The sequence below is a fragment of the Desulfogranum marinum genome, assembly GCF_963675105.2.
GTDB classification, from domain to species: Bacteria; Desulfobacterota; Desulfobulbia; order Desulfobulbales; family Desulfobulbaceae; genus Desulfogranum; species Desulfogranum marinum.
Genome location: NZ_CAXXRO010000003.1, coordinates 243,529 through 269,833 on the forward strand (window position 1 = coordinate 243,529; position 26,305 = coordinate 269,833).

Annotated in this window: 26 protein-coding genes and 4 pseudogenes; 20 read left to right on the forward strand and 10 right to left on the reverse strand. The window is 43.5% G+C overall.

Going from position 1 to position 26,305, the window contains the following annotated elements; genetic code table 11:
• Positions 1-665: 665 nt before the first annotated feature.
• From ACHZCY_RS07910 to ACHZCY_RS07960, 11 genes and pseudogenes are all read left to right on the forward strand, one after another.
• Positions 666-800 (forward strand): hypothetical protein, encoded by a 135-nt coding sequence (locus tag ACHZCY_RS07910; protein WP_319548467.1) that lies wholly within the window; start codon positions 666-668, stop codon positions 798-800.
• A gap of 1,568 nt (positions 801-2,368) precedes the next feature.
• A complete protein-coding gene (locus ACHZCY_RS07915; protein WP_319548468.1) occupies positions 2,369-2,941 on the forward strand; it encodes a tetratricopeptide repeat protein in 573 nt (190 codons plus the stop codon).
• 33 nt (positions 2,942-2,974) lie between these two features.
• Complete coding sequence (locus ACHZCY_RS07920; protein ID WP_319548469.1) at positions 2,975-4,336, forward strand: cytochrome c biogenesis protein ResB; 1,362 nt, start codon at positions 2,975-2,977, stop codon at positions 4,334-4,336.
• Positions 4,337-5,176 (forward strand): c-type cytochrome biogenesis protein CcsB, encoded by an 840-nt coding sequence (ccsB, locus tag ACHZCY_RS07925; RefSeq protein ID WP_319548470.1) that lies wholly within the window; start codon positions 4,337-4,339, stop codon positions 5,174-5,176.
• A gap of 36 nt (positions 5,177-5,212) precedes the next feature.
• Positions 5,213-5,644, forward strand: a complete 432-nt coding sequence (locus ACHZCY_RS07930) for a YncE family protein (RefSeq protein ID WP_319548471.1) — start codon at positions 5,213-5,215, stop codon at positions 5,642-5,644.
• A gap of 12 nt (positions 5,645-5,656) precedes the next feature.
• Positions 5,657-6,079, forward strand: a pseudogene (locus tag ACHZCY_RS07935) (DsbA family protein); the annotation flags it as partial.
• A gap of 228 nt (positions 6,080-6,307) precedes the next feature.
• Positions 6,308-6,679, forward strand: a complete 372-nt coding sequence (locus tag ACHZCY_RS07940; protein ID WP_319548472.1) for an ArsR/SmtB family transcription factor — start codon at positions 6,308-6,310, stop codon at positions 6,677-6,679.
• Positions 6,680-6,702: 23 nt separating this feature from the next.
• A complete protein-coding gene (locus ACHZCY_RS07945; RefSeq protein WP_319548473.1) occupies positions 6,703-8,823 on the forward strand; it encodes a heavy metal translocating P-type ATPase in 2,121 nt (706 codons plus the stop codon).
• A 42-nt stretch (positions 8,824-8,865) separates the two neighbouring features.
• Positions 8,866-9,075, forward strand: coding sequence for a hypothetical protein (locus ACHZCY_RS07950; protein WP_319548474.1), 210 nt, complete (start codon positions 8,866-8,868; stop codon positions 9,073-9,075).
• Positions 9,076-9,133: 58 nt separating this feature from the next.
• Positions 9,134-9,430 (forward strand): rhodanese-like domain-containing protein, encoded by a 297-nt coding sequence (locus ACHZCY_RS07955; RefSeq protein ID WP_319548475.1) that lies wholly within the window; start codon positions 9,134-9,136, stop codon positions 9,428-9,430.
• A gap of 57 nt (positions 9,431-9,487) precedes the next feature.
• Positions 9,488-9,907, forward strand: a complete 420-nt coding sequence (locus ACHZCY_RS07960; RefSeq protein WP_319548476.1) for a rhodanese-like domain-containing protein — start codon at positions 9,488-9,490, stop codon at positions 9,905-9,907.
• A gap of 75 nt (positions 9,908-9,982) precedes the next feature.
• On the opposite strand, the pseudogene ACHZCY_RS07965 reads toward ACHZCY_RS07960, so the two are convergent.
• The 3 genes and pseudogenes from ACHZCY_RS07965 to ACHZCY_RS07975 all read right to left on the reverse strand — a co-directional run bounded on the left by ACHZCY_RS07965 (position 9,983) and on the right by ACHZCY_RS07975 (position 13,982).
• A pseudogene (locus ACHZCY_RS07965) lies at positions 9,983-10,795 on the reverse strand (ZIP family metal transporter).
• A 23-nt stretch (positions 10,796-10,818) separates the two neighbouring features.
• The gene (locus tag ACHZCY_RS07970) at positions 10,819-12,177 is read right to left on the reverse strand and encodes a sigma-54-dependent transcriptional regulator (RefSeq protein WP_319548478.1); all 1,359 of its coding nucleotides are present in this window, start codon (positions 12,175-12,177) and stop codon (positions 10,819-10,821) included.
• Complete coding sequence (locus ACHZCY_RS07975; RefSeq protein WP_319548479.1) at positions 12,174-13,982, reverse strand: ATP-binding protein; 1,809 nt, start codon at positions 13,980-13,982, stop codon at positions 12,174-12,176. Before ACHZCY_RS07975 ends, ACHZCY_RS07970 begins: the two co-directional genes overlap by 4 nt.
• 257 nt (positions 13,983-14,239) lie before the next feature.
• Between ACHZCY_RS07975 and ACHZCY_RS07980 the strand changes: the two genes are divergently transcribed.
• The 6 genes and pseudogenes from ACHZCY_RS07980 to ACHZCY_RS08005 form a co-directional block, all read left to right on the forward strand.
• On the forward strand, positions 14,240-14,629 hold the full coding sequence (locus ACHZCY_RS07980; protein WP_319548480.1) for a hypothetical protein: 390 nt from the start codon (positions 14,240-14,242) through the stop codon (positions 14,627-14,629).
• Positions 14,630-14,831: 202 nt separating this feature from the next.
• Positions 14,832-14,963: an SHOCT domain-containing protein gene (locus ACHZCY_RS07985; RefSeq protein ID WP_394713390.1), complete on the forward strand. Its 132-nt coding sequence runs from the start codon at positions 14,832-14,834 to the stop codon at positions 14,961-14,963.
• Positions 14,964-15,332: 369 nt separating this feature from the next.
• Positions 15,333-15,458, forward strand: coding sequence for a TSCPD domain-containing protein (locus tag ACHZCY_RS07990; RefSeq protein WP_394713375.1), 126 nt, complete (start codon positions 15,333-15,335; stop codon positions 15,456-15,458).
• Between the two features lie 547 nt (positions 15,459-16,005).
• Positions 16,006-16,419 (forward strand): TOBE domain-containing protein, encoded by a 414-nt coding sequence (locus tag ACHZCY_RS07995; RefSeq protein WP_319548481.1) that lies wholly within the window; start codon positions 16,006-16,008, stop codon positions 16,417-16,419.
• Positions 16,420-16,603: 184 nt separating this feature from the next.
• A pseudogene (locus tag ACHZCY_RS08000) lies at positions 16,604-16,816 on the forward strand (DUF2703 domain-containing protein); the annotation flags it as partial.
• A gap of 137 nt (positions 16,817-16,953) precedes the next feature.
• Positions 16,954-17,700 (forward strand): annotated as a pseudogene (locus ACHZCY_RS08005) (methyltransferase domain-containing protein); the annotation flags it as partial.
• 582 nt (positions 17,701-18,282) lie between these two features.
• Here the strand turns inward: ACHZCY_RS08005 and ACHZCY_RS08010 are convergent.
• The 7 genes from ACHZCY_RS08010 to ACHZCY_RS08040 are packed head-to-tail and all read right to left on the reverse strand — an operon-like array spanning position 18,283 to position 23,433.
• Complete coding sequence (locus tag ACHZCY_RS08010) at positions 18,283-18,606, reverse strand: hypothetical protein (protein WP_319548483.1); 324 nt, start codon at positions 18,604-18,606, stop codon at positions 18,283-18,285.
• Positions 18,607-18,634: 28 nt separating this feature from the next.
• Positions 18,635-18,850, reverse strand: a complete 216-nt coding sequence (locus ACHZCY_RS08015) for a hypothetical protein (RefSeq protein ID WP_205224583.1) — start codon at positions 18,848-18,850, stop codon at positions 18,635-18,637.
• Positions 18,847-19,212 (reverse strand): recombinase, encoded by a 366-nt coding sequence (locus ACHZCY_RS08020; RefSeq protein WP_319548484.1) that lies wholly within the window; start codon positions 19,210-19,212, stop codon positions 18,847-18,849. The genes ACHZCY_RS08015 and ACHZCY_RS08020 overlap by 4 nt, the downstream gene beginning before the upstream one ends.
• Before the next feature lie 24 nt (positions 19,213-19,236).
• Positions 19,237-19,935, reverse strand: coding sequence for a hypothetical protein (locus tag ACHZCY_RS08025; RefSeq protein WP_319548485.1), 699 nt, complete (start codon positions 19,933-19,935; stop codon positions 19,237-19,239).
• An 8-nt stretch (positions 19,936-19,943) separates the two neighbouring features.
• Complete coding sequence (locus ACHZCY_RS08030) at positions 19,944-21,341, reverse strand: HD domain-containing protein (protein WP_319548486.1); 1,398 nt, start codon at positions 21,339-21,341, stop codon at positions 19,944-19,946.
• Positions 21,338-22,684, reverse strand: coding sequence for a type IV secretory system conjugative DNA transfer family protein (locus tag ACHZCY_RS08035; protein ID WP_319548487.1), 1,347 nt, complete (start codon positions 22,682-22,684; stop codon positions 21,338-21,340). The genes ACHZCY_RS08030 and ACHZCY_RS08035 overlap by 4 nt, the downstream gene beginning before the upstream one ends.
• An 8-nt stretch (positions 22,685-22,692) precedes the next feature.
• A complete protein-coding gene (locus ACHZCY_RS08040; protein WP_319548488.1) occupies positions 22,693-23,433 on the reverse strand; it encodes a hypothetical protein in 741 nt (246 codons plus the stop codon).
• Positions 23,434-23,939: 506 nt separating this feature from the next.
• Between ACHZCY_RS08040 and ACHZCY_RS08045 the strand changes: the two genes are divergently transcribed.
• The 3 genes from ACHZCY_RS08045 to ACHZCY_RS08055 all read left to right on the forward strand — a co-directional run bounded on the left by ACHZCY_RS08045 (position 23,940) and on the right by ACHZCY_RS08055 (position 26,221).
• Positions 23,940-24,656, forward strand: a complete 717-nt coding sequence (locus ACHZCY_RS08045; protein WP_319548489.1) for a hypothetical protein — start codon at positions 23,940-23,942, stop codon at positions 24,654-24,656.
• 108 nt (positions 24,657-24,764) lie between these two features.
• Positions 24,765-25,748 carry a hypothetical protein gene (locus ACHZCY_RS08050; RefSeq protein ID WP_319548490.1) on the forward strand — a complete coding sequence of 328 codons (984 nt, stop codon included), beginning with the start codon at positions 24,765-24,767 and terminating at the stop codon, positions 25,746-25,748.
• A gap of 89 nt (positions 25,749-25,837) precedes the next feature.
• Entirely contained in the window at positions 25,838-26,221 is a 384-nt protein-coding gene (locus ACHZCY_RS08055) for a single-stranded DNA-binding protein (RefSeq protein ID WP_319548491.1), read from the forward strand.
• The last annotated feature ends 84 nt before the right edge of the window (positions 26,222-26,305 follow it).

Below are 26,305 nucleotides of genomic sequence, written 5' to 3' on the forward strand. Positions count from 1 at the left end.
GCTATATTTTAATGAGCTGCCGTCCTCTCAGTCTTCTTTTAATATTTTCGCATCGACCAAAACAGCGGCAACTATAAATGTCATACCCCTACTCATATCTCGAAGTGCGTTAACTGGTGATGGTCTGAGAATATCGGAAGGAGCAGGACGAGATTCCTGTAAAACTGGACAGCAGTAATATGACTCTCTGCATCAGGCTTGTTGAGCTTACAGGATATTAGTGTACAAAGAGCAGCACGGCTACCAGCACGATAGTGGAGCCGAGCCTGATTGCCCGGAGTTTGGTGTTATCCTGCTCCTCAAGCCAGATGTATAAAACCGCGACCAAAATGACGATGAGCAGCGGGCAGCGGGGCAGCGATATTCTTGCTCATAGCGTTACGATCCTCTTGAGATTCTCACACTATTTTGGATTTTTTTAGGTCGTGCCCGGGACCACATTCAACTTCCGCTGCAACAGTGAGTAATACGTGGGGGCGAAAATCTCGGCATCACCATTCTCACCTCCTTGGATTCACCAGTAACGGTCGGAGACATTCTGCCTGTTTTTACCGTACATCCATTTTCCGAAGCATGAAGCTTTTGCGGATTTGTTTTGTTACCGGACGGCTGGCCGCCGCATCCTCTAGTATCATTCGTCACCAGTGCCAATAAAGAGGCTTGTAATGGCAATATTAACTAATTATAAATACCTGAAAGTTAATATAATTCCTGCCATTTCGGAAACAACTCCTAATAAAGGTAAATTGAACCAGTTTTTAGTACCGAAAACGGCTGCAGACAGGCCATTTGAGGTATGATTTAACCTTAGCAGTAATGTCTGCAGAACATTAACTTGCTCTAAAACGTCTATCTTAAAGCCCGTTTATAGGGTGATGTAAACGGCACCTTCCTCCTCTTTCCTTTATTCTCAGTGATACGGTAATATTACCTGACAGAGTGCCCCACCACTTCTTTTTTGTGTTGGAAGCATAATGGTGCTCCCTCCAATGATCATGGAAATGGAGTAATATTTTTGGGAATATATGGCGTTGAAAGACCGACTTGTCAGCATCGGTCATTGACAGTAAGAGTCTTAACCGGAGAGGGTTGAAAGAAATGTGATACTGCCAGCACTAACCTTTGGGGACAAGCTGCAAGACTATGGCGTGGAGTTTTCCTTATAAAAATGACCTGTTACATCAATGGAATGTTGATATCTCGGCTAATACCTTCTCGTTCATAAATTTTGTTCAAACACGGTAAACGTCACCCAAGCATTACTTGCCCGAAGGATTTTTAGCGCCACATTCACAAACCCCAGCTTTCTTTTCGGCCTTAATCCGTTCTTCAACGGTAGATTTCCTGTTTTTCAAAATATCCACCTCAATGTCTGACTTAGTATATTTAAAACAGAAACAAACAAGGTCGCCCTTCATCTTTATGTATCTATGTTTCTAATTAATGAAAAAAAATTTGAGACCTGCCAATTCAATGATATTAACATATAACCTGGCCCCAGAAAATGAGTATATATCGGCTTGGATTTGCTGCACCGCCAATTTGCAATAAATTGACATGAACATCCCAGCATGATACTGTGTGGCACATTAGAACTGTTACGAAAAAATACTATCCCTCTCTATTGTTAAAAACTTTAAAATGTTACAGCTCAACATCTTCAGATATCGAAGCAGCCATTTTATTATTTTTGTGCTGTTGCTATTGATGTTGGGACCTGCTCAAAGTAGTTGGTGTATCCATGACGGAGATGCCATAGCCGTTCCTGATATGCTTTTCAAAGATTGCCATTACGTTCCTTTAGCATGTCTGGCTTCCTCGGGTATGCCAATGGAGCAAAGCAACGATGCATCACCTGTAGATTGCGATGATTGCCTTGACCTAACATTTGAAGAATATGCATCAACTATTTCACAGAATTACCAGTCAGATTTAACTTTTACCCCCAATATTGCTTACTTCCAACCTCCATCTATGGTTTTGTTGGAACCGACACAATCTCGTTCATTTCTTTTTCTTGCCCAACAACCGTTTAGGAAAAGCCTAAATCTACATAGGTCAATCCAATCTACAGTTCTCATTATTTGATACCATCATAGAACCGTCCTGGTTCTGTCTCGTCATTTTTTACTGACAATCGTTTTCCGAGTACTGCATAATTCTCTGCCTAAGTTTGCAATAAATCATTCGTTCAGTTTTCCTAAGTAAATTTAGGGAACTTAGCCATGTCTAGAATTATTGAAAAACATAGAACTCTGGAAACATACCGTTCTCTTTCTTGTAGAGTAACTACTTGACCCCTTTGGGGGTCTTGTGTGTGTTTGTTTACAATGGAAAGGGAAATATAATTTCAAGATGGAATTAAAACATGAAGAATATAGGATTCTCACCCTCGATACTTACACTAGTTACTGTTTCGTTATTAATAGGTTTTCTTGGCGGTGTAGTCTTTACTGTCTACAAATCGCCTTCAATTACATCTCAATTAACTGGAAGAGGTGAGCAAGCCTCAAATCAAATAGATTGGGCCGAACATATCAGTCATCTCAAAAAGAGCATTGATGAGAACCCAAATGATGCAGAGGTTTGGTCTCAACTGGCCAATGCATACTTTAAGGCTCAAGACTACAAAAACTCGATTCAAGCCTATTTAAAGCTAATTCCCTTAGTTGAGAAAAAATCAGGAGTATATCAAGACCTGGGAGTGGTTTATCGTAAGGATGGCCAGTTTGAGAAGTCAATTGATACCTTTGAAAAAGCAATAACCCATGACCCAGATAATCTTCAGGCTCTATTTAATATAGGTGTTGTTCAGTTTCATGATCTTGAAGATGAAAGTGCTGCAATGAAAACTTGGGAGAAAGTCGCCTCAGTTAAACCTGATCTTCAGCTTGCAACAGGCCAGACTATTCAACAGTTATTGGAAGCGATGAAGGACTGAATTTGAAAAACAGGATAAAATGGTGACTGCACTATGTTTAATAAAAACAACATGTTAATTAAAACGTTTTCCTCAATAGAATTTGCCTTGTTGGTAATCAGTGCTATAGCGATAACTTCTATTGCCGGAACAGTAGTTCCACAAGGCGAATCGCTTCAGTTTTATGCCCAGCAGTATGGCGGCAAACCTGCAGTAATTTTGGAACTGCTAGACATTACCAATATGTACTCTTCTTATTGGTTTCACGGGCTGCTTCTTCTTTTCTGCCTCAATCTCATAATATGCACCTGGATTCGTCTGCCAGGTGTTTTGAGTATTATAAAAAAAGACAACCTTGCGCTTAAAACGAAGAGATTAGCCAAGGACTCGGAAGCAGAAAAATTAACATCAAAACTGCCTTACGATTCTTCTAATTTGTCATTGTTATTAAATGCTCTTGGAGGATGTTCGTTTAAAAAGGCTAAAACATCAGGGCAAGAATGTCTGTTCTTTCACGAGAGGGGGGCATGGAGCCGAACAGGTGCATACATTGTACACGCTAGTATTTTATTAATTATATTAGGAGCCCTTGTTGGTAAATATTTTGGCTATAAGGGTTTTGTTATGGTGCCAGAAGGAACTTCTAAATCATCAGTGTACCAGCGCGGCGCAGGACACGAAGAGATTCCTCTAGGATTTGAAGTCTACTGTCAGAATTTCAAAACTGACTACTACCCAAACGGTAGCCCAAAAGAATACAAATCAGATCTTCAAGTTCTTGAGGCCCGAACCCCTGTTCTAAATAAATCCATCACTGTCAACGATCCCTTGAAATACAAGGGAGTAACATTCTTCCAGTCCAGCTACCAGGCTATAGACAATGAATATAAACTTGTTGTAACGAAATCTGGCAACTCGAATAAAAGTGAACAAATTCGAAAAACATTCTTTCTCCATCCTCAGTCTGAACAAAAATTGGATGGTCTTGGAGCTTCAATCCAAATTCTTGCTTCCAGTAGCGATGGACATGGACATGGCCCTTATAAAATCCAATTTACAGACAGCAGTTCATCCCTTACCAGACTGTTAAATGATCATGAGCAGATAACTATTAAGCGAGGAGAGGCTGTGTTCACCCTTAACATGGCACAACGGTATGCTACCGGGTTACAAGTAGTGAAAGACCCTGGTGTTTGGATTGTTTATGCAGGATGCGGCCTTATGCTGCTTGGCCTTTATGTATCGTTTTTCATGTCTCACATTCGGGTCTGGGTATTATACCTGCAAGGTAACAAAGGGGGAGAGGTTATAGTGCTTGGAAAAACCAATAAAAACACCATGAAGATGGAGCGTCTCAAAGAGAAGATTATAATTGCACTTCTCCAAGAGGAAAAACTAGCTTTAAGGAGGATGTAAATGGATTCCTCATTTATTTTAGGGATAACAACTTTTATCTATATGGCGGCAACTGTGTGCTATGTTGCTTATGCAGTTTTCCGCAAAGATCTACTTGCCAAAGCAGGGCTTGTAACAATTATACTCGCAATTCTTACCAATAGTGCTGGAATAGTTCTCAGGTGGGTGGAAACTCATAAGCAGGGGATCGGGTATGTGCCCCTGTCGAACATGTACGAATCACTCGTGTTTTTTGCGTTATGCATTGCAGTGCTCTACCTTTTTATTGAGCTGAGTTACAAGGTAAAAATTTTTGGGACCTATATTGTTCCTTTTGCTTTCACTGCAATGGCGTATGCATCTTATTCTACTGAGTTTGGTAAAGAAATTAAACCACTACTCCCGGCCTTGCAGTCGAACTGGTTGATAGCACATGTTGTTACCTGTTTTATTGGTTATGCCGCCTTTGCAGTATCTTGTGGCATGGCTATTTTTTACCTGGTGAAAAAGTACCAAAGCAACCGAAATGTAGCTGATTCTGAAGCCAAAAAGCTGCTCAATACCATCGACGATATTAATTATAGGATGATTGTCTTTGGTTTCATATGGCTCTCTGCAGGAATCATAACTGGTGCCATATGGGCCAACTCTGCTTGGGGTACGTACTGGAGTTGGGACCCAAAAGAGACCTGGTCATTAATAACCTGGTTTGTATATGCACTTGCGCTTCATGCTAAATACACCCGAGGCTGGGATGGGACAAGGATGTCTTTGGCATCGATTGTGGGGTTCATTTCCGTGATTATCACCTATTATGGCGTAAACTTCCTGCTTTCAGGGCTTCATAGCTATGGTGGTTGATGAGCTGTTAATTGATTTAACTCAGGAGAAGATCTTATGATTTCAAGAATATTAATGATTGTTTTTTTCCTCACATTGTCGTTTCAGTTCGCCAATGCTGAAATGCAGGAAAAAGGTGCTGACCAAAAACTGGAATGGAAAATAGTACGGAAAATTGATGTTAACGAAAAACCGGTAGATATTGCCCACTCCCTTGATGGAAAGTACGCCTTTGTGTTGACCGAGCTACACGTTGTCAACGTTTATGATCAAGCAGGTGTTCTGCAAGGTAGCATCCCCGTCGAACAGGGAGTAAATGCAATCGCTCTTGGCCCTCAGGGACAGTACCTACATCTCAGTGACAGTGTCAGTAATACGTTCTATACGCTTGCTCTGGATTATGTTCTACAGATCAACACAGCCAATGCCCCAACCAAAGGAGATATGAATGCACCGGTTGTGGTTGCCGTTTTTTCAGACTTTCAATGACCTTACTGTGGCAAAATTAAGCCACTTTTTGAGCAGGTGCTCAAGCAGAATGAAGGGAAAATCAAAATTGTTTTCAAGAATCTTCCCTTAAAGATACATGACCAGGCACAACCAGCTGCCCTGGCCGCACTCGCAGCCCAAAAGCAAGGAAAATTTTGGGAATATCATGATAAATTGTTTGCAGAAAAGAAGATCAATTCCGCATCCTTTGATCAAATAGCGAGTGAACTAAACCTGGACTTGAAGAAATTTAAAGCGGATATGCAATCAACGGAGAGCATAAACCACCTCCGCAGCGATATGGTTGAAGCTCAACAACTTGGAATTACAAGTACCCCTTCCATTTTCGTTAACGGGCGAAAACTGAAAGAACGTTCAACGGGTGGGTTTCAGACGCTAATTGACGAGGAGATGGAGAAACTCAAAAAAGAATAGGTCCAACATCCTGCTTATTTACCTTTCAACTCGGCAACTCTTCGCTTTAAAAAGCGTTGAGTTGCCTGTCACTTAACGCCTCACCTCACTTCTTAAACACACTAGGAACAAAAAAAAAATGACTCCCTGACCTCGCAAAACAGCGTTGACAAGGTTTGACACAAAGCATACATATTAAAACATGGCCATATGTTGATACGTTCTTGGGGTTAAATATCAGGAGGTGTAATGAATCAGAGTATGCGGGAACGGGAGTCACAATTGTGTGAAGTAAAAACAATACATGAAGATGTCGTCATGAAAGTTGCGCAAAAAATGCCAAGTCAGGAGCGTGTTGGTTCACTCGCTAACCTTTTTAAAGCGTTTGGAGATGGTACACGCCTTTCAATTTTATGGGCATTAAGTGAATCAGAGATGTGTGTTTGCGATATCTGTGCATTGCTCAACTTAAAGCAATCAACTGTTTCCCACCAGTTGAACAAATTGAAAATGTCGAGGATTGTAAAAAATCGAAGGGATGGAAAGGTGGTATTTTACTCTCTTTCGGATGACCATGTTCGCCAAATTTTTACCATGGGAATGGAGCACGTCTCCGAATAATTTAAGTTACAAAGTAGATAGTTATGAACAGAGAAAACGTTAAAAAATACACAATTTCCAATATAGATTGCGCTAGTTGTGCTGCCAAAATTGAAGGGAACCTACAAAAGATGGAGGGGGTAGATTATGCCTCTCTTGACTTTGCCAACCAGACTCTGCACCTTCAGGCCACTGATCTGGAAAAAGTAATCTCACAGATAAAGGCGCTGGAACCTGCTGCTGAGCTAACCCCTTATCAGCTAAGCACCGCGAAAACTACTACGCTACCAGCTTCAACAAATTGGCTCAATCTAGAGACGTTAGCCTTGTTTAGTGCGATGATTCTTTTTGGCACACAGTTGACCATGGAAAACAGGCTACATTCTCTACGTTTTACACAACTTGAGTTTATTCTTGCATTTACAGCCTATCTCCTCGCTGGTTGGAATGTTATCATCGGAGCTTTCAAAACCATAAAAAGAAGGTTGTTTTTTGACGAAAACGTCCTCATGGTCATAGCTACATTCGGAGCCTTTGCTATACACGCTTATGCTGAGGCCATTGGCGTGATGATTTTCTTCAAAATAGGAGAGCTGCTGCAGGATCGTGCTGTCAATAATTCCCGCAAGTCTATTCGAAGCCTTTTAGCCGCAAGGCCAAATACTGCTTTGCTCAAGACACCGTTTGGTTTGAAAGAGGTCGAACCCGATCAGGTGCAGGTCGATAACATAATCCTTGTAAAACCAGGCGAAAAAATCCCCCTTGATGGTCAGGTTATAGACGGAAGTTCACAGGTTGATAATTCTGCGTTGACAGGAGAATCTGTTCCTGTGAGAGCAAAAATCGGGGATACTGTACTTGCTGGTACAATTGCCACAACAGGTGCCTTGACCATAAAGGTAAGTAGGCTATTTGAGAATTCATCCATTGCCAAAGTGATGGAGCTTGTAGAGAATGCTACAGCTCGTAAAGCGCGAACAGAAAAATTCATCACAACCTTTGCAAGGTATTACACACCTGCCGTTGTCGCTATTGCGGCAGCTGTTGCGCTGATCCCACCGCTCTTTTTTGCTGCATCTTTTGATGAATGGCTCTACCGAGCACTTGTAATGCTGGTCATCTCTTGCCCATGCGCTCTTGTCGTCAGCATACCGCTTGGGTATTTCGCAGGAATAGGACGCGCATCACGCAATGGTATTTTGGTTAAGGGCTCCAATTATATAGACGCGCTGACAGCCGTAAAGTCCGTTGTTTTTGATAAAACCGGAACCCTGACACGTGGGGTATTCAAAGTTAAGGAGATCATCACGCACGCCACCTGGTCTGAACGGGAACTCCTTGAGTTTGCCGCCGGAGCTGAATTTCACTCAAACCACCCGATTGCCCTTTCTATCTCAAAAGCTTTTTCAGATAGGGGTGGCAAATTGGATGAGCAACACATATCAAACCACACAAACTACTCCGGGCAAGGAGTATCTGTCCAATACGGCAAGCACTCTATCATAGTTGGTAACAGCAGCATTCTTAATACTAAATCAATTCCGTATATTAAGTCTGAACTTGATACCACTGAAGTTCACGTTGTCGTTGATGGTGTTTATGGAGGATATATTGCTATCGGTGATGAGTTGAAGCCTGATAGCGCGGAGGCAATCGTGCAATTGCGTAAAATTGGTATAGATCACATTTCCATGCTGACAGGAGACACTGAAAAAACCGCAGGAAAAATTGCCAAAAAACTAGGTCTCAACAGTTACCAAGCCGGTTTACTGCCAGAGGATAAAGTTGAAAAATTCGAAGAATTAGTCAGGGAAACGGCAGGAAAAGGAAAAACGGTGTTCGTTGGTGATGGAATAAATGATGCGCCGGTTCTAGCTAGATCTGATGTCGGTGTGGCAATGGGTGGCCTTGGCAGTGATGCGGCTATTGAAACAGCGGATGTCGTACTCATGACTGACTCTCCCCTCAAGTTGGTAGAATCAATATCCATTGCAAAGAAAACTCGTCATATAGTCTGGCAGAATATCATTCTTGCCTTTGGCGTGAAGGCTATTTTTCTCACTTTGGGGGCTATTGGTCTTGCCACCATGTGGGAAGCGGTTTTTGCTGATGTGGGCACAGCACTGCTGGCTGTGGCAAACAGCTCGAGAATACTAAAAGATTAACATTTAATTCAAGTTACTATGCACAACAATAAAATGAGATTTTTGGCCACAGCAATTGCCACACTATTCCTTGTAATCCCAATGACCGGAGTGAGCCAGGAAGAATCATCACTAGCCGAAATCGATACCTGTGAAGAGTGTGTTGGTAGAGTTGCGACCAATATATTAAACGGAACACTTGATACCATTTCTTTCAAAGCTTCTATGTTGCAGTTGGCTACAAGCAGCGGGGCCACCATAGTCCAGTTTTAATGATGACACGATTCTGACCGGAGTCGATGACTTTTCATTAATTAGACCAGGTTTAAACTTGGAAATAGAGTACCTCAAGGAAGATGGAGTGCTTCTCGCAGTCGGTATAGAGGCTACGATTAAGGCCCCTGCTGTACTGTCGAGTAACCAGGTCAATGCCAGAGCGTTGGCTGATCTGCTCTCAGACAAAACTGCAGAAGTCGTCTTAATCGATGCTCGGTCAGCTTCATCGTTTAAGCAGGAGCATATACCAGGAGCTATTTCCATATACACTGGAGCATTTGACAAGAACATAGACAAACTCCCGGCAAAGAAAGATCATCTCATTGTCTATTACTGTGATGGGACAGCCTGAAAGCTCAGTACACAATCTGCTCGGAGAGCAGAGAAAACTGGTTATACGAACGTAAAAGTGCTCTATGGCGGGCTTCCGGCCTGGAAAAATGCTGGATATAAAACGTCGTCGAAAGATACTGGTCAGATAGCATCTGTAGTCAAGGTGTTGGAAGGGGTTGTTAATAGTGAAGAATTTATAAAAGCAGCGACTTCCAGAAATTCAAATACAATACTTCTCGATGTGCGATCTTACGAAGAATTCGAGCAGGGGATAATCCCTGGCGCCATAACCATTCCGGCAGATGAAGTTGGCAATCGAATAGTAGAGATTCCACCTGGAAAGCAGATATATATTTATTGTAAATCCGGTGTCCGGGCAGAAATGGTTTATGTTCTCTTCAAAGAGAAAGGTATCCCCTCAAAATACCTGAATAAAAATGTATTTATAGAAAAGGATGGCTCATTCTTCATTGGGGAAAATACGAGAAACCAATAGCTATCCTGATAAGTTCTTGAGCTGGCATGAAATGCCTCTCATGCCACCTCAACAGAATGTTTAGTTGATCTGGGGCTATCCTAGAGCCACATCAAGGATCATCATAACTGAAAATCCTGCCATAGTTGCCATTGTTACAATATCAATATTTTTATACTCCCGCTGGGATTCGGGAATAAGTTCTTCTACAACAACAAAAATCATTGCACCCGCAGCAAAGCACAATGCATAGTGAAGTATTGAGCGCATGTTCATAACAAACAAGGCTCCCAGCACACCAGCAACTGGCTCCACCATGCCGGAAGCCTGCCCGTACAGGAAACTTTTTGTTTTTGACATTTCTTCTCGCCTTAAAGGCATGGAAACGGCCGTACCTTCAGGGAAATTCTGAATCCCAATCCCAAGGGCGAGAGCTATTGCGCCACCAATAGTAGCCGAAGGAAGATCAGCAGCGACAGCGCCGAAAGCCACACCGACAGCTAAACCTTCTGGTATATTATGAAGCGTGATGGCAAGCACAAGGAGAGTACTGCGTTGCCATGAGGTTTTCACGCCTTCAGTTTTATCAATGCTTAATCCTGGGTGTAAATGTGGCAGGAACTTATCAATTAATCGCATAAAGATACCGCCACCCATGAATCCTATCGCAGCGGTTAGCCATGAAATTTGACCTAAATTTTCTGCCATCTCAATCCCTGGAGACAATAGAGACCAGAAACTGGCGGCAATCATTACCCCTGCAGCAAAGCCCAACATGGAATCCATCAACTTCTAGTTAATATCCCGTGTCAGAAATACCAATGCTGCACCGGCAGCTGTGACGCCCCAGGTGAAAAGTGTTGCAAGAAGTGCTTGGGTAACAGGGCTAAGGGCTAGAAACGACTCCATGATTGTCTCCTTTCGGGGTTAAATTAAATTCCATACTTCTTGATTTTATTATTTAGAGTCGTCCTCGTAATATTTAGGAGTTTGGAAGCCTCACTTTTGTTGCCTTCGGTTTTGTTGAGGGTTTGGATAATTGCTTCTCTCTCGATCTCTTCTAAAGGTAACCCTGCCATCTTCCTCAATGGCTCATCCTGTAATTCAGCTGTGACAACATATTTAGTAACGGTTGGTGGTAATTCTCTTTCGGTGATATAGTTTCCGGTACAAAGTACAACTGCACGCTCAACAGCATTTTCAAGCTCACGGACATTACCCGGCCAATCATATTTGGTGAGACAGTCCATTGCCAACGGGTTAAAATCTACAATGGTTTTTCTGTTTTTTTCAGCATGTCTTCCCAAAAAGAATTTAGCTAATAGAGGTATGTCGTCTAATCGTTCTTTGAGTGATGGTACTTCAACGGTTACAACATTTAATCGATAGTAGAGATCTTCACGAAAGCGACCTTCTTTGACCCCATCAAGTAGGTTTTTGTTAGTAGCTGCGATTATTCGAACATCTGCATGTAAGACTGAGTCACTGCCAACCCTCTGAATTTCTCGTTCTTGAATGGCTCGCAGAAGTTTAGCTTGCATTGGTAAAGGTACTTCACCGACTTCATCCAGGAAAATTGTTCCTTTGTTAGCCTGCATAAAACGACCGTCACGTCGTTTGTCAGCCCCTGTAAAAGAACCTTTTTCATGGCCGAACAGCTCTGATTCCAGAAGTGTGTCTGCCAAAGCAGCACAATTTACCGATACAAGCGGTTTACTGTTTCTGCTGCTGCACCCATGAATAGCTTTGGCAATTAATTCTTTACCTGTACCACTTTCTCCAAGAATGAGTACTGTAGCTTCAGATGGAGCAATGGCTTGAATCATTTCTTTGAGCTCTTTCATCGGTGTACTGGACCCAATGATTGCTGAAAGTGCGTCAGATGATCCTAGAAGTTGTTTCAGGGACTGGTTTTCTTTGCTTAGCTCTTGATGTGCAAGCGATCGTTCGATAGTCAGTTGGAGCTCGTCAAAATTTAGTGGTTTGGTTAGATAATCATACGCTCCGAGCTTCATGGCTTCAACAGCAGTATCTACTGCGGAATATGCGGTCATGATAATAATGGGTATAGAGGGGTTAATTGTTTTGATTTCCTGTAAAGCTTCAATACCACCTACATTAGCCATCCGAACATCCATAAGTATGCAGTCAAATGGTTTATCATGCACTTCGTTGATAGCATCTGAACCATCTTCTACTTCAACGGTTTGAAACCCCCAACCATTTAGAACGGTGTTAAGCATGGACAGATGTGCTTTATCATCATCAACAATCAGGATCTCGCCTTTCATGATAGAGTCAGCCTTTTATCTTGGGGTAAATGAATTGTTATTTCAGTTCCTTTTCCTTCTTCAGAGAAAACAGCGATATCTCCTTTATGTGCTTCAATAATTTTTAGAACTATTGCCATTCCCAGGCCTGTACCAGTTTTCTTAGTTGTAAAGTAAGGATTAAAGAGCTGCTTCCTGGTCTCAAGCGACATGCCTCTACCGGCATCAGTTATTACGATCTTGATTTTGCCATTATCAGCAGCTACTGCTGTTTTTAGAAGCCCTCCATCAGGCATAGCCTGGATGCTATTCAGGTAAATATTCATCAAAACCTGTACAAAGCGATCAGGATCGACATAGATAGTTTCAATACCATCCTCAATTTCCAACACGATATCTGGTTTCGCCTGCTGATTTGAATCAGGTTGAATAAGCCTCAGCGTTGTATCAAAGATAGCTTTAATATCCACAGGCTTGGGTTTTATGTCAGATGGTCTTGAGACCTCAAGTAGTTCTGTGATTACTCTATTAAGCCTATCAGTTTCATTGACCAAGACCTCTGCAGCTTCACTGTTCTTAGGATCATCCTTAAACAGAGACTTGAAATATGAAGCGTATCCTTTAATTGAGCTCAGAGGGTTTCTTACTTCATGGGCAACTCCAGCAGCTAAATCGCCGATTGCCGCCATTTTGTCCTTTCTTTGTATCTCTGCTTGTAGCTGTTTAACTTGTGTCAAATTTTTAATAAGGTACATTCGTCCCACATAAAAACCATCATTTGTCACGACCTCCGTAGCTATCACGGAAACGGGAATTTCTTTTCCACCATCGTTATATAGTAGTAACTCTGTCTCTATTGATTTATTACTGTTGTCTGTAGTTATCTGCATTGCATGAACAGCAGGTGGTAACACCTCTTGTGAACTGCGCCCAATTGCTTCATGTATGTTGGCACCTAATAAATCCCCAGCTATCTCATTCATATAGTGAATATTGAGATCATTATCAGTCAGGATGATCCCTTCAGGCAAATTGTTGATCATTTCTGAAGATATCGCACTAATATTACTTAGGAGTTTCTTGGACCTAGTATAGTTTTGCGCCCAGAATAGTGATACAACACCGGCAATACCCAGTAACAATAAGATGCTAGAAATAAGAACCATGAGTTTTATGTCTTCAGTCATTGCCTCCTCAAAGGATGCCGCGTCCATACCAATGACAATAACTGGTCGGTTGTCCGGGTGAAGCAGCTTTTCGCTCTGTAGTCCTTTGGTCCACTCTGACCCATGCCAGCCCCCCATTCTATTTTTCATCATTTGTCTTCCATTATTCATCATATGCCGCACGTGAGACTGAGACTGGCCAGGTAGCACTGGAAGAAATAGTCTGTATACTTCAAAAGCTGAAATAGACGTGTCTGACACAGTACGCCATTTGACGTCTCTATCGACTTCAAGAGCTGTCATGGCGTTTTGGTCTAGAAATGTTCTACCTATTTGCTCAGGTTTATTGTGAGCAATTATCTCGCCGCTTGAATCTACAATGGCAATATATAATATGTCTGGTTGTACAGCGGTTTCCTGAATCAAGGTTTCAAGTCTTGGCAGAGTACCAAAGCCACCCTTCATTCCAGTTCTGGCTCCAGCTTCAAAGGCACGAATGAGAGAAGCACCTTTATCGTTTAAAAATTCGACCATAAATTGTTTTTCTCGGTTGTGATTCATGAAGGCAAGCGCAAGGACAACAATGGATAGAATGACACTCATGCCTATGACTAACCATATAGAAATATTATCAAAATATCTTTTTCGGTGTTGAGACATATAGTGTCCTTGAGTTTCTACCTCTTGCTTGATGTCTATTTTTTAACCACCACCTGTTGCTAGTGTACATTAATTAAACATCTATTTGAGAGTAATCAAGCATGACTGTATCGAGAAACCGACAACTAGGCGCATAACATATTGTTATTGTTGTTGTAATATTAAACACTCTGTTTTGGCATGGTTGATGCTATATAGAAAGCAAATAAACAACAGAGATAATATTGTCTCATAAACTAAAACAGGAGATTTTTAACATGAAAACTAAAATAATCGCAGCTATAGCAGCAACAGCACTTATCGTTGGTTTCTCTGCAATGAACGCATCAGCGTGGGGGTGGGGTAATGGAGGTCATCATATGAGTGGTCCAGGAATGATGTCCGGTACTGGAGTCACGGCTGAAGAGAGACAGAATTTTCTGGATGAAACAAAAGGGGTTCGAGTGAAGATTGCGGCGGACAGGGCCGAGTTAAATGCTCTAATGGCTGGTCAAAACCCAGATAGCAAACGTGTGAGAGAGTTAACGGAAAGTATTGCTACTAATCAAATAGCAATGCAAGAAAAGGCACGAGCTTATGGCGGCGGAAATGGAAGGATGCATGGCGGACGAATGATGAATAATGGGTACGTTCCATGTATGTGGTAAATTGAAGGTTGCTTAAAGGGGAGTTCCGCTCCCCTTTAAAAATATTTTTCCAACCAGAGAGTTAATTATGTGGAATTGTAGTAATTGGGGTGCTGGGTTACCATTTGGCCTGGGTAACCATTTAATGGGATTTGGTCCTTTTGGTGGTCTGTTGGGCTTCGTCCTATTCGTTTTTATTCTTTACGTGATAGCGAAGTTGGTTATGTTGCTATTTTCTAGGCCGAATGCCAATCCGGATAGACACGATTCTCTAACTATTTTGAAAAATAGATTTGCGAAAGGAGAAATTTCTCAAGAAGAATATAGCAGGATGAAAGAAATTCTCATGGGGTGATTAATATCACAATCTACATTCACCTTGATAATGAATAGTTTTTCCGGTTTGCTCCCCCCTTAGGTGTCCCCTATAATTTAATTTCAATAGACCGCAATAGAAATGATCTGGCCTGGATTAAGCATCGGGTAACCCACCTCGGCTAAACTGGAAGTATTCAATGCCACAATCAGTAGGATCGTAAAACGAGCAGGCGGGTGTATTGCTTCAATTACCTTTACTTTACTTGAAACTTAGACAGGAGGCTTCACCTCCTCCGCAACTATGACAAAGACCCAAAGAAATCACCTTTGACATAGAGGATGGCACATATTACGAAATGTTAATTTTGCTGGGGGATGTCAAGGAAAGCTCCGTGCAATTTCAATATTGCTCGATGGTATGCCCGTAGAAGAAGTTATTGAGAAGGTAAAAGGTATTACCTGTGGTAAAAAAAGCACATCCTGTACAGATCAACTTGCTAACATCCTTGAGAGACAACTTTCTGTTGCCTGATTTTCGGCGAAAATAGGAACAGGTGAACTTCATACAGTTCAACTCTCTGATAAAGGGGAAGGGAAGCCTTTACCGTCTGCTTTACCCTTCTCCATTCGACTCTTACGAAGTTTCAACTTTGCATTGTTCGCTGGGCACCTTCGTGAGTAGGTGCACAATGGCAGATGGCGTAATTGGTTTAATCGATTCTGTGGGGGGCGTTGGGCGGTACTGCTCTAAGCAGTATCTGCCTCCTTCCCGATTTACCTTGTGAGTTTCCTACCCATAAAGATTTTCTATCCACTGCAGGGTGGTCTTGCTGATGGTCCCCTTGTGAATACCAAGTGTAGCGGTTCACATGCTGCTTTCGTCAGTAACAAACCGCTACATTTTGACAAGAATTTTACCTAGTAAATTCGAAAAAATATCAACTTCATCGTTCGACAACTCAGTAGATATTTCATGGGTAAAAGCTTCATGAAAACGATGATGCTCTTCAAACATCTCCTCGCCTTGAGCTGTAAGTATAACAAAGTATGACCTGCGATCAGTGCTTTTTGAGGGTAAGATGCAGCAGTGGGACAGCGCTTATGATATCTACCATAAGCCGACGAATCTCGAAGTCGCTACTTTCGTTGGCGAAGGCTGTCTTATTAGCGGTACTGTTACAGGCCCTGACAAGGTTAAATGCAGCCTCGGTATTCTGGAATGTAATCTTTCGCTACCTTGCGACTCTGGCCGTGAGGTGGACGTATTGGTGAGGCCTGAAGATGTTCTTCACGTTGAAGACTCCCCCGTACAGGCGAAGGTCTGGCATAAGTCATTTCGCGGGCCGAACATTCTCTATCAGCTTGGGCTGGATTCCGGTGAGCAATGTCAGGCTCTGGTATCAAGTCATCACAACCACTCCCTTGGAGAACCCATTGGTATAACAACAGAAGTAGACAACTTGGTCGTTTTTCCCAAACAAGAACATATGTAACTGGTCATCAGTGTATTCCTTTCGTTCCCTAGATATACCTTCTTTGTGCCCGAGCGTTACTCTTGCATTAATTGTTCGGGTAAATTTTCTATAAAAGAATCGATTTTATCCCTTGCTGGTCTGTAGATTTCGACACCGGCTTCTGGCATAACCTAGACCGAATTTCTCAGCTTTCGTCAACAATCCGTTACTGTCAAATAGCCTGTTATTTAACGGAAAACTTCTTGAAGAGTGGATAGGTGGTAAAAATAGCAAAAGCAAATGCTCTGATAGTTGCGGAGGTTCCGAGTGCCGGACATTGCCTCTCGGTGAAAATACATTTGGATCTATACCTCAGAAGGTAATCAAAAAAGCAGGCCTACTTGGCAGCGGCGGAACTTATAGAAAAATTGTGTAAATACTCATCAAACACATTATCCTAGTGAATGGGAAGAAGTGCGGCGGCGCTAACGCGGCACCTATTGGTGGACAGCCGTTGAATTAAATAGTCATTTGTTGATAAATACCTTTGAAAAAAAAATAGAGGATCACGTCATGACAAGCCAAATATCTCAGGATGATCTTAATATAATTCAATCAGGCATTCGGAACAAATACGTCAAGGTTGCCACCAACCCAGAAGGGTTGTTCGCATATCCGACCGGCCGTTCTGGTATTGAGGCTCAGAAATACGACTCGGAACTTGTTGGCAGGTTACCGCCTGCAGTTATTTCATCATATTGCGGTGTGGGCAATCCCTTTTCTTTAGGCACGATAAAAAAAGGGTATACAGTTTTAGATATCGGTTGTGGCGCAGGAGTGGACACCATCCTTGCTGCAATGAAAGTAGGGCCAACCGGGAAAGCGGTCGGCATTGATATCGTGCCGGAAATGTTGCAACGGGCAGAATCAAATCTGAACATGACTGATTTACGAAATGTGATTTTCAAAATGGCGTCCGGAGAAGATTTGCCTTTTAAGGATGGCGAATTTGATATCGTAATCTCAAATGGCGCAATCAATCTCGTTCCTGACAAAGAAGCTTTGTTAGAGGAGGTGCTAAGAGTTTTAAAGCCCGGAGGTCTTCTGATGGTGGCTGATCAGGTGGCAGTCGGCAATATCCAAAAAGATATGACAGCCCGCCTTGCTAATTGGTTCCAATGAGAAGGGGGCGCTATACCGGGAAGGGACTTCCTGGATTTGTTACAAAAAGCCGGTTTCAAAAATGCGGAGCTTGTTGGCGAAACCGGTTTTAGTAGTACGCCAAAAACTGAAGGTGTCTTACTGCGTGCAGCAAAACCACAACCTTCGACAAACGTTTAGTAACCAACCAAAAAGACTAATTCGGTGGATGAAAAAATGAATATCGCCAACAATAGAAGTGGTAATAGATAAAGCTTACGCACCGTTTCTGAGAAGCCCATTAAAATTGCCGGATTACAGATCTGATTTTTTTAATCGTCCCCCCCACCTTACACTACTGTTAACTTACGAGAATACCTTTCGGGGAAATGGAAGAGGCTATTATTGGCAATGTTAACCATTTAAGCAAATCTGAAAATTTACATTACACTGTGAAGGTAGAACTGGCTATTTGCTGAAATTGGTTGAAAATGGAGCGACAGGAAGGTGTACCTTACCAAAGAACCGCCAACCTCAGTAACGGAGATCACAGCATTTAACATTGCCAGTACGAAGGTGAACAGTCTACTCACCTACTCCGATAGGAGGTGTTTCTCTCAAGGTAGAGATTGTTTAAAAATGGCCGGTTATTTCCCTCTTGCCTGATGCCTGGTAAAATCCATACTTTCCCTGAGTATATGGCTAGTTACCTGGTGCTCTGTGAGGGGAATTTTGGCATAGCAGATATCACAAAGGATTACTTTACCACATCGGCCCATTCTTACAGCATTCGATAGCTTCATCAAGGGTCGGAAACATTCCCCAACATGTTGATCTGTCCCATGCTCCACCATCCAGACACCTGACATCATATCTTATCCCTGAAGGCCAGTGCTTGTACCAATCCTCTCGAAATTCCGCATTACCAAAAAAGGAGATCATCTCAACGAACGGTCTGTTCCAAAAGACTTCGATCTGCCATTCAGGACGTTCATCATTTGGGGTGGAGTTGAAGTATTCTGGTAGGGGCGGGTTGACCGGGATATCCTCTTCAAGGAATGCTTTTCTGGTTTTTACTTCACACATATTTTGATCCGGTAGATGTGTCTCTGCGTTAAAGACCAAGCCTCCGAACCTTCTCCTGCGTATCTTGCTTGTCTGCATAGACGATAGAATCCATCTCTCTGGTATCAATGAGAAGTCTTCCGCTCACCTTGACGAAGATCTGCAGATTAATGCCGCAGGATCTCCAGTTGCGAAAGGTCTTTTCAGCAAAAGGATATTTTTTTGCAGCTTCTTTGACTGTAATCAAATGTTCGAACTCGCTCATGGCTGCAACTCCTTTAATTCGTCTGGTGTGTAGTAGCGAAATTCAACCCGTTCACTGAGCTCCTTGGTTAGATCTGAAAATTCCATGGTTATGTCTCTTGCTTTTGCCATCATCTGGGCACCGTCCTCGTAAGAAATACCACCTGGCTCACCGAGTTTTCCTTTGAAGTTGGCATATGCTTGGTCAAACTGGCGTAATACGTTGAACATTATGCTGCCCAACGGAGAATTTATTTTAATTACCCTTGATCCTCTTTCCCTTGCCATGCTGATTTTTCTCTCCAAGATCTCTTCACGGCTCAACTTGGGGCGTTTTTGGTTTGTGACATTTTTTTCTGTCGTTTTCTTTTGCTGGCTTGTCATATATTCATCTCCTGTGGATGGATACTATTGTATTTTTTCCATATTTTTCTTTGCTCTATACAGTCTCCATTTATCCAGAGCGTACGAGGCGAGATAGGGCGAGATAGCTGCAAAACACATTCCTACGGCTGTCTCGGTGGCCAGGGGAACCAGTTCCGGTAGGATTTCCAGATAACCTTGATAGATTTTCTCCGGCTGGCTGAATTTCTGTGCAACAGCCCAGACATATTCCGGTGTACTCAGTTTGTAGATGATCTGGTAGATCACATAGATCAGGAACCCTTTCAGGAGCAGCAGCATACCCCTGCCGATAAACAGAGAGTTGATGGCACGCCGGGTTATGTTTCCGACGTAATATCTGCCGATATAGACACAGAGTACGGTATTGATTATCAGGGGAAGGTAGGGAACCAGGGTCACCATACCTTTTGCGAATGGATCCGAGGTATCAAGTACGAAAGGGAGCAGGTAAAAAGAGAAAACAGGGAACAAAAGGACGATAAACAACCCCTCGTTAAATCCGCTTCTCATCCCAATCTTGAATAGGTCCAGGGAACCTTCCAGGGTCAAAAATTCAGAAGGGATATTCTGCCCCTGGCTTTCTATGACGTAGAACTGCTGGATCTCAGAAATCGCACTGATGATATTGCGTGGCCTGTAACTGCCGCTGCCGCCAAGTGGGATAATCGTGGTATTCGTACTGTAATCGTCTTTTCCTGCCATGATTCATCTCAACTCTGATATACGTCTACGGAAACAAAATTTTTGAGAATGCCCTTTTTGTTATTTTCCAACTCAGCTATTGAGCCAAAGGCTTCAGCTTTAAAGGGCGTGAAATACCCTTTCATTGTTTTGCCGCTTTGCATTTTGATGGTGAAATATCCGCCGAAATATTGATCATTGATAAGGTCTCTTGCGATCATGTCATTGCCGCTCCGAAATTGTTCAACCACACTGAACAGAACGTTCTGCATGGACTTGTCTTTGTCCGCCATGGTGGCAATGTCCATTGCACCAGCTTTCTCGGCAAGTTTCCGGGTCACTTTTTCAATGACTTTGGGTTGAAAATAGACATGGCCGCCTGGCATGGAGAAGGCCATGAACCTCCTGCCTTCAAGCCGGTTGATATACGGTTTCAGTTCATCCAGAAATGCTTTGGACTCAAACCAGCTTGAGATATTTATCTGGTTAATCGCCCTGGAAGAATTATTATTTTTTGAGCGAGATTTTTCATCACCACCGTAAATATCAATATCTGCCTGTCTCGCCAGACTGTTTTCTGGTGCTGGCAGGAAACCCGATTTATGTGCAGGCACCTCACCTGGTTCTCCCCCCTGTTTCTGCAGATTAACGGCTTCTTCAAGCTCCTGTTGCCTGGCTTTTTGATCCGCTTTTTTGAGGGTTTTACCGATCAACCCTTCAGGCCTCATATGGTGATGTTTGATTGCTTTTGAAATTTCTTCTTTACGGGAAATTTCTCCAAACAATTTAATCTCAGCGAGTACCCGGCCTGCTGCCAGAGGATGCTCTCCCAGACTGTAGAGATGGGTTCGATTGGTGGGTAGTTTGCCGATATCATGTCCCAGCGCGGCAACCATGGCATCGGGAATGACGTGGTGTGCTTTAATATCGATAAGCAGTGCAACTGTCTGCTCAGCAACATGCAGGCTGTGGTCAAGAAGCGATGTTTTGCCAAGCATGTTGTATGTATTTGTATTCCAGGAGGCTTCCACATCGTTAGAGGGGTTCACGACAGAAGGACAGGGATCTTCTTCCTCAAGCATCCGCAAGAGCTGGTAACAGATTTCCGTATGTGCTTCTGCCTGGTTAAACCAGGGTTGATCTGAAATATTTTTCTGGAACCACTGATGGGTTCTGGAATACTTAAAAAGATAGGCAGAGCGTTCTTCCTCGGTAATTGTGCTTTTTCGCCATAAGGGTGCAATGTCTTTTATATGAATCTGGCCGGTACGTTTGCTCTCAGCCCAGATTCCGGCAAGTTCACTGAGCGGAATTTTCTGTTGATCAATGGTTCGTGTTTGTTTTCGCCTGCCAAGGATCACAACGCTTAGGATATAAAGGAGCAGGGAACCAATGGCGGCGATAAAAAATCTATTAAAACTGATCATGACTGGAGAGCCCCCTGTACATCCGGGAATACAACCTTAATGGAGGCTTCCGATACATCCCTGGTTACCCCTCGATACACCCCGGAATAGGTGGTGAGGAAAAATTGCCGGGGAGCCAGATTCAGAAGTTCCGTATGTTTGATCCTTGTTTCTTCGGTTTCTCGAATTGACAGTCCGCCGCCAAGGGAGATAATTGGACTGTAGCTTCGTTTTTCACCAAGATGGGTTGAAACATACTTTGCAGTTTTTGTGTCCGGCACCCGCATGAACAGCTTAGTGTTACAGTTATCAAGGATGGTGTTGGCTCTATCCTGGCCAATCTCTGAATAGAGCTGGCTGATGGATTGGCAGTATCCATGAATATAGATCCCAGCACCACCGGCCTTTGCAAAAAGATCCTCGATGCCATGGTAGAGAACCGACTGAGCCTCATCGATATGCAGTGCCAAGGGTGGAGTAACCCGCTTATCGCTGGAATACCTACGGCCAACAAAGGCCTGCATCATGGAGATGAGCACTTTTCCTGCGGAGTAGGCAGCCCGCTTGGTCAGAAGCGAACCAAGCTGAACCACCAAAATGACAGGTTTATCAGCTTCCAGTCGCTCAATGAATCGATCCTCTTCAGCATTGCCGATGATCTTGCCAATATTTCCCGAGGTCAGCTCAGTGAGGGCAACCCGCAGGGAGCTGCCCACCTTGGAGTTGAATTCTGCCGGGGTCACCAGAATTTTTGCCAGATCTCGTGAAAGTTGTTCGGCCTCCGGATCGTCTATATAATCGAGCTTTTCTTTGAGTTCAGCCAGATCATCATGGCCGATATTGTTTTTGATATCACTGAGATTGAAGGACGGTTTTTGTCCGGTAGCCCGTGCGAGCATAATGAGGGACTGCACAACAAGCAGGCTCACCTCATAAGCTACGCTGTAATAGTAGGGCTCCCGACCGATTGTTACGCCTGCCGTGATATGCGCGACCAGCTCCTCAACCATGTAATACGAAGACAGAGGATCAAGGGTTGCGCTGTACTGTGGGAAGATCGGGTTGATAAGCATCAGGTCCCCTTCCCTGCCCGTTTCAAATGCGACCTGAACAATCTTGGAAAATAGATCTCCGTCACCTTTAGGATCAATGGTCACCACCGAGTATCCTTTACGGATATCCTGCTCAATGATGTTTTCCATGGCTCTCGTTTTGCCGACCCTGGTGGTTCCAAAACACCAGAAATGGGCTTTTCGGTAACTATCTGGATACCTGATCTGCATGATTGTTTCGGGCGCATCCAGGTTGATGCCGCTTCCCAACTCAACCGCACACTCGTTGTTCTTTTCGCGTGTAAATATCATGGGCGCTTTTACGTCCTCTCCCGGATCACATTCACCTGGATATGTTCACTCAGCTCTTCAGCAGTTTCGGTGATTGCTTTCCTGGGTACATACATACTGGATTCAACAAAACTCTTATGGCCCACATAGCGTTTGGTGCAACGGAGCTTGATCTCATGAAACTTGGGGCTCAACTGGTGCTTGATAAGCTTAACCACAAGAGTTTTTGATACCCGGTCGACCGTGATCTGTGTCCGAGGGATGTCGCCAAACATTACTGACTCAACCCTCCTGATATGGAAAAACTTTCTATCACCAATGAGCAATCGCCCTCGTTCATGTTTGCCGAGATATTGAAGGGGACAGGTAGCATACAGAGAAACACCAAATTTCATATCCAGCTCGATCCCCAGGCTATTCTCATCTCTTGAGATAACCTCTCCCCATACAATGCCCTTTTCCTTCCGCTTGTACCTGCCGACCTCATCCAGACAGGCAGCTGTACTGAGATTCTTATCCAGTATCCGCTTGATCGTGTTCCAGCCGCGCATGGTCGCGAGATCAATCTGTATCTGGAGAGGACCTGCGGCGTCTTCATGGTAACCAAGTGCTGAAAGCTGACCGTCTGTGAAAACAACCACCACGTTTTTCCGGTGCCAACGTGAAAGCATGGAAGAAAATGTTTTTTCAATCTCAGCTATTACCTGACCTTTGCTCAGGCCGTGTTTATTGACGAACGCATCGATGATCTGGTGGAATTTCGCTCCCATAATTTCCGCTCCTGAAAAATCCCCTCTTATATACTCTTTTCCAGGGGCGGAACATTTTCCTTTGATTTTTTTGAAAAAAGAGATATTTTTTTAGTATTATTCCACTTGATTCTTTCAAGTAATCCCGCAAAGTCGGGAATTAGCTGGGCTCCAGACAAAATGTTTAATCACACAGGTGAACCTCTTTTGTTTTGTGGATGACCCTTGGAACTTGATTCAGAGCCGAACGGCACGTCTGGTCAGCAAAGTTTAATTGCAGCAGCGAACTTTCCTGCTATAAATCCAGGCAAATCCCCCTGCAGAATTGCAGTAAAAAAATTCTGTTCTCTTTTTTCCTTAGAAAATCGTCCAGGAGAATTGCGTCTTGTTGACGCAGCACTGAGAGTGCCTCACTGCGACTTTTTTCCTCAAAGATAGAAGTAAACCCCAAGCCAGGGAGTGAAATTACATACTCCCCACAGGGGTATTGTTGTTTCCCTCCCTATCAACAACGAGGAGGAAACAGCATGTCAGAAACTTTTTCAGAGACAGTAAAACAGATCAATGCACAGTTACGGAGCTTTGGTTCCGAAGCGGTGCAGCAGGTAATGTTCAAAGACAGAGATGGCAAAGTCATCGGTCAGATCAGATACGGGTTCAAACCACAATATGTTTTTGATGCGGTCAATGAGATCCTGCAACCTGAGAACTGGCGTTATGAAATTGTCAGCAAGGAAATTTTTGATTTCCAGGCAGTTGTGGAGGTTAAGCTTTTTATTCGCATAGCAAATGAATGGCTTTGCAAAGGCTCCCATACAGGGCAGATGAACATTGTGAAAAAAAACGTTGGCGATGCCTACAAAGGTGCCGTTACCGACGCTCTTCAGAAATGCTTTTCTCTTGTCTCTATTGGTTCCGATGCCTATCGGGGACTGCTTGAAGATGTATATAAAAGTGGATCCGGAAAAAGGCCTCCTACAAACAATAGACAGTCTCCCCCACAGCAACAAAAATCTGTACAGAAAAACAAAAAACGAAATAATCAACCGAAGCAGCAACCACAAACATCGGTTCCACAGACACCTCAACCCGGCCCTCAAATCGCCGGTGTTGACTATCAGCAGCTCAATGGCAGACTGATTGCCATTGGAGATACTTTCAACAAAAAGGAACTGTTAAAAGCTGATGGATTCCGGTGGGATGGTGCTGAGAAAAACTGGTACAAGGAGGTCGCCGTACATTAATAGCACCTTTTCAACCGACAAGAGACCTTACCCAATGAGGGAGTAATACACTTTTCCCTCAAAGGGATACTCGTGTGTCCTCCCTCGATTCATTAAAGGAGAACAGACATGGATATTCGAAACACCCTGCAAAACAGCTTACAGCTTCTCTCAAAGCAGCATACCAAAGAAACACTTGGTGACAGACGGAATTACCTGGGCGCATCCGATGTCGGACATTGCCCTCGCAAGGTAATTCTTGAAAGGATCTATCCCGGTGAACATGATTTGGCTACCCTGTTGCGTTTTCAGCGGGGACATATGACTGAAGATATTGTGGCCGCAGCGTTTACCGCAGCCGGATTCAGTAATTTTGAGCGACAGGTGGAAGTGGACATCTCCACAGACAAGCTCCCGGCATTGGTGCACATTGACTTTGTGTTCACGGCGCAGCAGAAGAAGATCAAATCCATCCTTGAAGTAAAGTCCGGGAAGATACCGGATCAGCCGTACAGCTCCTGGGAGTCGCAGCTATATCTGCAGATGGGGGCCCTGGCTAAAAAGTATCCTGACTATATGGTCAAAGGAGCGGTGTTATCCCTTGATCTAGGTGATGGCGACGCTGCTTTTTTCAACGGTTACACCCCGCAAGATACGCTTTACAATGGATTACTTCAAAGAGCTGAATCTATCTGGAACGACTATCAGCAAAGTCTGAAAGGCCAAAAGATAGAACTGAAGACAGAGCCGGGGCCGCTTTGTGGTTTTTGTAACCATATCAGGACATGCCCCAGGTTTGCAGCGGATGATATCCCTGAAATGGATGACTTCATCGCTGACTTTCAGGAACTGAGAGAAAAGGAGAAGAAGTACAAGGAGAAAGTCGCCATCCAGAAGAAAATCCTGCTCACTATGGTTCGTGCCAGAGGAAATTTCAGGGCCGGTGGCTACCTTCTCAAAAAGACAACCCGTACACGACAGAATCTGGATATGACCAGCCTGGATATTTTTTTAGCTGATAACGGCACGTCCATATCCGAGTTTCAGGAGCCTTCAACATTTTCCTTTTTGGATATCAAGAAAGCTCCAAAAGAAATAGCTCCAGTTAATTAAATCTTACCTCAACTCAACCAGGGGAACATTTTTCCCCGCGGTGGGGATCTCTCTGTTCTCCGGGCTGAATTTCAATGCAAGGAGAACTCATGCAAAAAACAACTCTCATCGGCAATCTTGGCAACGACCCTGAACTTCGGGATGCAAACGGTACCCCTGTATGCTTATTTTCCGTGGCTACAACTGAGCGCTGGAAGGATCAACAGGGAAACAAGCAGGAAAAAACCGAATGGCACAGAATCGTCGCTTGGGGCAACCTGGCAAATATTTGTACCGAGTACCTTGGTAAAGGCTCTAAGGTCTACATTGAGGGGAAGAATAAAACCCGTAAGTGGACAGATAAGAACAACGTAGAGCATTACATTACAGAGATTCATGCCAAAGAAATGGAAATGCTTGGCGGTGCAGTCAGCGGCAACGGAAATTCTGGCCATGGAGCTCCCCCGAGCTACCAGAATGATGTGCCATTTTAGGACGCTGCCTCTTCCTAATAATAGCTAAGAAAACCCATTAACCAGGGGAATCAAACCCTGGCAAAAGGGCATTGATTCCCCTTT